The organism is Streptococcus sp. HMSC10E12 (assembly GCF_001807855.1).
Lineage (GTDB): Bacteria > Bacillota > Bacilli > Lactobacillales > Streptococcaceae > Streptococcus > Streptococcus salivarius.
This window is the reverse complement of the sequence record NZ_KV791104.1, coordinates 1-4,716: the sequence shown is the minus strand read 5'-3', so window position 1 is coordinate 4,716 and position 4,716 is coordinate 1. Positions and strand designations below refer to the sequence as shown.

The 4,716-nt window shown below is 42.5% G+C and carries 5 protein-coding genes; all 5 read right to left on the bottom strand.

Annotated elements, in window-relative coordinates:
- Positions 1-139: 139 nt before the first annotated feature.
- The 5 genes from pyrR to HMPREF3112_RS06790 all read right to left on the bottom strand — a co-directional run bounded on the left by pyrR (position 140) and on the right by HMPREF3112_RS06790 (position 4,486).
- Positions 140-661 (bottom strand): bifunctional pyr operon transcriptional regulator/uracil phosphoribosyltransferase PyrR, encoded by a 522-nt coding sequence (gene pyrR, locus HMPREF3112_RS06810; RefSeq protein WP_002890254.1) that lies wholly within the window; start codon positions 659-661, stop codon positions 140-142.
- 220 nt (positions 662-881) lie between these two features.
- Positions 882-1,772, bottom strand: a complete 891-nt coding sequence (locus HMPREF3112_RS06805; protein ID WP_070438825.1) for an RluA family pseudouridine synthase — start codon at positions 1,770-1,772, stop codon at positions 882-884.
- The gene (lspA, locus tag HMPREF3112_RS06800) at positions 1,756-2,217 is read right to left on the bottom strand and encodes a signal peptidase II (protein WP_048676135.1); all 462 of its coding nucleotides are present in this window, start codon (positions 2,215-2,217) and stop codon (positions 1,756-1,758) included. The genes HMPREF3112_RS06805 and lspA overlap by 17 nt, the downstream gene beginning before the upstream one ends.
- 8 nt (positions 2,218-2,225) lie before the next feature.
- On the bottom strand, positions 2,226-3,131 hold the full coding sequence (locus tag HMPREF3112_RS06795) for a LysR family transcriptional regulator (RefSeq protein ID WP_048676138.1): 906 nt from the start codon (positions 3,129-3,131) through the stop codon (positions 2,226-2,228).
- A gap of 116 nt (positions 3,132-3,247) precedes the next feature.
- A complete protein-coding gene (locus HMPREF3112_RS06790) occupies positions 3,248-4,486 on the bottom strand; it encodes a CD20-like domain-containing protein (RefSeq protein ID WP_070438822.1) in 1,239 nt (412 codons plus the stop codon).
- Positions 4,487-4,716: the final 230 nt, after the last annotated feature.

The window sequence follows — 4,716 nt, the reverse complement described above, 5'->3', positions numbered from 1 at the left end:
GTATAAAGAGCAAAGTAAAATTAGGAAATCTGACACAGAAGCTTTAGCTTCTAGGAAGATTTATCTATTTTACACAGCTCTTAGCCCGTGTTCAGTTAAATAAGATACAAAGGGCGTTTCACCCTATCTGTCAGCCAACTTAGCTTGGATCAATAATGTTGACGCTATCTTTGCCATCAACTTCTGTCACCAAAACTTCGATTTCTTCTGACTCACTTGTTGGGATATTTTTACCAACATAGTCCGCACGGATTGGCAATTCACGGTGACCACGGTCAACCAAGACAGCCAAACCAACACGCGCCGGACGCCCATGGCTAACGATATTATCAATAGCTGCACGAATCGTACGACCTGTGTAAAGCACATCATCCACAAGGATAACATCCGTTCCATCAATTTCAATAGGGAAAACAGATGTGTCTTGTTCAGCCTTAACATCATCACGGAAAGCCTTAGTATCAAGCTCAATCAATGGCACATCAAGGTTTTCCAACTGTTTCAAGCGCTCTTGGATACGCTGAGCAATATAAACACCACGTGTCTTAATACCAGCCAAGACAATCTTGTCGAGATTTTTGTTACGCTCAATAATCTCATAAGTGATACGTGTAATGGCACGTTTCATGGTTACGTCATCGACGATCTCTTTTTTCTTCATAAAAAGAACCTTTCTAAATACAAAAAAATCCCCTCGAAAACAAGGAGATACACAAAAATATGAGTACAGTTCACCCGTACCCTTCTCATGGCTCCTTGCCTGCCTCTCTGGACAGTGATTAAAGGACTTATTTAATTAGGTAAATTATAGCAAATTTCAGACTCTTTTACAAGAAAAAAACGGACGCCTCTCCCAAGAAAGACTATCCGTTTAATAACTGTTAAACTTCTCTCAACTTATCCAAGGTTTCCTTGAAAATAGCAGGTTCTTCCGCTGTAAATTCGACCAATTCTTCAGTCGTAGGATGCGTGAAACCAAGGGTCTTGGCATGTAGAAATTGGCCATGGCCCTTGAGGGTCTTGCGTGGCCCATAAAGAGGATCTCCCGCCACCGGGTGACCGATATAAGCCATGTGCACACGAATCTGGTGCGTGCGACCTGTTTCCAGTTGCAGCTCTACCAACGTATAGTTGCCAAAACGTTCAAGAACGGTAAATCGTGTAACTGCAGGTTTTCCTTTAGCTGTAACCGCCTGCTTCTTGCGGTCCTTGTCTGAGCGCCCAATCGGAGCCTCAATCACGCCTCGATCGTTAGGCAGATTGCCATGCACGATAGCCACATACTTACGAAGGGACTTCTTATCCTTAAGCTCCGCCGCCAAAGCATTGTGGGCCTTATCATTCTTAGCGATCATAAGGAGACCTGACGTGTCCTTATCGATACGGTGGACAATTCCTGGACGAACCACACCATTGATAGACGAAAGGTCCTTGACATGATACATCAAGGCATTGACCAAGGTACCAGACGTGTGACCAGCTGAGGGATGGACCACCATCCCTTGAGGTTTGTTGACCACTGCCACATCCGCATCTTCGTAGATAATATCCAAAGGAATATCTTCAGCCTTGTATTCCAAGACCTCTTCTTCTGGCAATTCATAGGTGATGACATCACCCTCTTTAACCGCATACTTGGCCTTTGCCGACTTACCATTAACCAAGACTGTCCCAGCCTTGATTGCTTCATTGGCCTGACTACGTGACAATTCTGTCAAATCTGCCAAAGCCTTGTCCAGACGGTTTCCCGCCTCTTTAATGATGACTTCCATTTTCCTCTTTCCATAAGATTAAAATCAAGAGCAACACGCCCACCGTTAGATAGGAGTCTGCCACGTTAAATATCGCAAAATCAATAAAATCAAGCTGAACCATATCAACCACGTAACCCAAGTGCAGACGGTCAATAAAGTTACCAATACCACCTGAGATAATCAAAACCAAAGATAGCACCAGCCAAAGACTCTTCTGATAATTCTTAACCAGATAAACCAGAGCCACACCAATCACTAGAACCGTCAAAATCACAAAGAAATATTTCTGATCCTGTAAAATCGAAAAGGCAGCACCACGGTTCTGTAGATAGGTCAAGCTGAAAAGTCCAGGAATAGCCTTGATAACTTGGTTAAGGGCAATATTTGCCACAACCCAATGCTTAACCCACTGATCCAAACCAATCAGAGCTAGAATAGCCAAAGGAATCGCAACCTTACGCATAAATCCTCCTATGGTTTGTATGTATCAAAGTAGTCAAACATAACATTGACAAACTTGAGAGCACAAGACGACAAGTTAATCCCCTTACGACGGACATAAACCATCTTGTTATCCAAATTATCCTCAAGCGGAATCACCGTAATCCCATTCACACTTTGTGCATCCAAGAAGCCAGACCCCGTCGCATAAGCATCCGTACGTTCCAAGATACCGTTCAAAGTCGCACGGTCTGTCACGTTAAACATAAGAGACGAATCTGACGTATCCACAAAGTTCTCAGAATAGTAAAGGTACTCGTCCTTCTCCTGAGTGAAACGCACCGTAGGCAAGGCCGCCAAGTCCTCCATGACCAGACTTTCTTTTTTAGCCAGATGATGCCCCTTACGGAGATAAATGTGCGTCTTAAACGGAATCAAATCAATAGCCTCAAGCCCAAGCTTGTCCATATTTTGCTGGATTCCCTTGCTATTTTGACGATTCAAATAGATAATCCCAATCTCACTGTGTCCCTTGGCTACCTCATCCAAAATCTGAATGGTCGTAGACTCAAAGATACGGAAATCCTTGTAATCAGGGTAACGCTCTGAAAAAGTCGTAATCAAAGGTGGCAAAAAGTCATAGTGCTGGCTGGCAATCGAATACTGGTTACCCTTTTCAGAAGCATTGAGATAGCGATTTTCAAAACTATCAAAACTGCGTACCACCTCAAGCGCACGCTCGTAAAAAGTCATGCCCTGACTGGTCAAGACAGCCCCCGTCGTTGTACGGGTGAAAATTTGGAAATTCAGCTCCTGCTCCAAATCCTTGATAGCCACCGAAAGGCTAGGCTGACTCACAAAGAGCTTGCTGGCTGCCTCACGGAAGGTTCCGCTGTTGGCAATGGCTACGACATAACGTAGTTGTTGTATGTTCATGTGTGACACTTCTTTCTTGAAAAATCAATCAATACTATTATACCAGATTTTATCCTCTTTTTGTTGATACTAAAAAGCCCAGGCAACCCTGAGCTTGAATTAATTAAAAAGTAGTCTTATTCGTCTGATTTGTCTGTCAAGAAGTACTCGTTTTCACGTTTGTCATAGTCAAAGGTCAAACGAACAGCATCTACCTTACCACTTTCTGGATTATAATCACGGTAGCTAAGACTCACTGACTGAGTGAGATCGCCTTGTTCAGTTTGTGTCATTTCATGATAAGTGAAGCTAGCCTCTGGGTGTTTTTCAACCACCTCAGAAAGTCGTGTCCCCTTGAGCAAATCAGCTTGTGTACCTACAGACAACTTTTCATAGTCATCTTTTGTCCAGTTGCTATGATAGTCATCAACTTCTTTGACCTTATCATAGTCGAAGGTTGCTGAGGCAGATTTCAAAACATAGACACCGTCTTTTATCTCGAAAGTCAAACGAACATAGTTGTTTCCATCTGTATTTTCTTTTCTATAGGTAAGGTCTAGTAAATCTGGTTTATCTTCCTCGTAAGCATCACTATACTCGGCATCAGTCGCCTTACCATGAGCGTCCAAAACCTCGTCCAATGTCAAAGTACCAACCTTCAACTCCTTAAACTGATCCTCAGTCCAGTCAAACTTATAATTCTCATCGATGTACAGATAAGCTCTATCGTGACCGTCACTTTGGAACTGCTCAGCATGGTTCATGACAAATTTCACTGCTTGATAGCCTGCTCCAGCAAGCGAAGTCATGAAGAAGATGATTGACATGACTAGGGCAATAATAGATAGTGCCTTGCGTGTTGACTTCAGACTCAAAACCAAAGTCACAATAGCCAAAATGATAAGGAAGAAAGCAAGGAAAGTAAAGACAAAACCGAAAGGAAGCGTCCAAGACAGAATGACAAATAGAATCCCCAAAACTAGGATAATAATTGGCAAAGCAATATTAACAAAAGCATTGTTCTTGGTTACTTTTGGTTTGTAATAAGGGTTTTCCAAAGGTATCTGACTTGTCTTTGGAGTTTCTTTTTCTTGCTCTTTCTCCATATTCAACTCAGGCATTGGCTTAGGAGCTTCCTCCTCTAATGCCACCTGAGCCTCGTCTGGTTGCGTATCTGCTACTGAGTCAGCTGTCACCTCTTCAGTAGCTTCAGAACTATCCACCTGCTGAGCCTCAACCTGCTCAGACACTTGGGCACTTGGTTCCTCCGAAGCAATGACAAAGCCCTCTTTCTTAGCTTCCATAAACTCCTCAGGACTTGGTTTACGACCATTGGCGTCCTCAAAGTGACGCACCCATTCTTCTCTAGTTGCCATAGCTGACTCCTTTATCTCTTTTTCTTTATTTTATCATACTTTAATCTGGTCTTATGAAAATAAGGTCAGATATAAGAAAGAATTTTTTGAAACTGCCTGATGTGCTTTAGTGTCAAGCCATCTCATGAAAATGGATGAAAGAAGAAAAGAAACTATCCCAAAAAGTTAGATTTTTCTGTCTAACTTTTGTGGTGCCATTCACTTCTAGTGAATTATAGTATTTTCACTGT

What these genes read in the sequence shown, in the direction of transcription:
- pyrR (WP_002890254.1), bottom strand. Translation starts at nt 661, where the DNA reads ATGAAGAAAAAAGAGATCGTCGATGACGTAACCATGAAACGTGCCATT.
- HMPREF3112_RS06805 (WP_070438825.1), bottom strand. Translation starts at nt 1,772, where the DNA reads ATGGAAGTCATCATTAAAGAGGCGGGAAACCGTCTGGACAAGGCTTTG.
- lspA (WP_048676135.1), bottom strand. Translation starts at nt 2,217, where the DNA reads ATGCGTAAGGTTGCGATTCCTTTGGCTATTCTAGCTCTGATTGGTTTG.
- HMPREF3112_RS06795 (WP_048676138.1), bottom strand. Translation starts at nt 3,131, where the DNA reads ATGAACATACAACAACTACGTTATGTCGTAGCCATTGCCAACAGCGGA.
- HMPREF3112_RS06790 (WP_070438822.1), bottom strand. Translation starts at nt 4,486, where the DNA reads ATGGCAACTAGAGAAGAATGGGTGCGTCACTTTGAGGACGCCAATGGT.